The sequence below is a fragment of the Streptomyces griseus subsp. griseus genome (assembly GCF_000720255.1).
Classification (GTDB): domain Bacteria; phylum Actinomycetota; class Actinomycetes; order Streptomycetales; family Streptomycetaceae; genus Streptomyces; species Streptomyces griseus_I.
Window position 1 is genome coordinate 1 of sequence record NZ_JOJE01000160.1, and the last position, 467, is coordinate 467.

Below are 467 nucleotides of genomic sequence, written 5' to 3' on the forward strand. Positions count from 1 at the left end.
CGCCCGGCCCCGCGCCGGCCGCCACACCGCCGGCCGTGACCCAGTCCGCGTCCCACGCCGAGAACACGACGTCGCCGCCCCAGAGCAGTAGCAGGGCCTGCGCCGCGCTCTTCGCCGCCCGCTCGCCCGTCGCCCTCCAGAACTTCCCAGTGAACATCCCTACCTCCTGATCGTCGTGCCGGTAGCCACGCACGCGGCGATCCGCTGCGTGCCGTCGGTCGTCACCACGGTCACGACCTGCGCGGTCGTCCCGTCTGGGCACTGCGGGCCGGCCGGGCCCGCCTGTCCCTGCGGCCCCTGCTCGCCGCGCGGCCCGGCCGGCCCCTGCGGCCCCGGGGGACCCTGAGGACCCGCCGCCCCGGCCGGCCCCGCCGGACCAGCCGGGCCCGGTTCGCCGTCCTCGCCCCGGGCCCCGGCCGGCCCGGTCGCGCCGGGCGCACCGTCGGACCCGTCGACGCCGTCCAGGC

General features: G+C 80.1%; 2 protein-coding genes. Both read right to left on the bottom strand.

Annotated elements, in window-relative coordinates:
• Positions 1-157: holin (locus IG99_RS52330; protein WP_199815743.1), on the bottom strand; the 157-nt coding region annotated here is incomplete at its 3' end.
• 2 nt (positions 158-159) lie between these two features.
• A partial coding sequence (locus tag IG99_RS43585) for a hypothetical protein (protein WP_199815744.1) occupies positions 160-467 on the bottom strand: 308 nt, incomplete at its 5' end.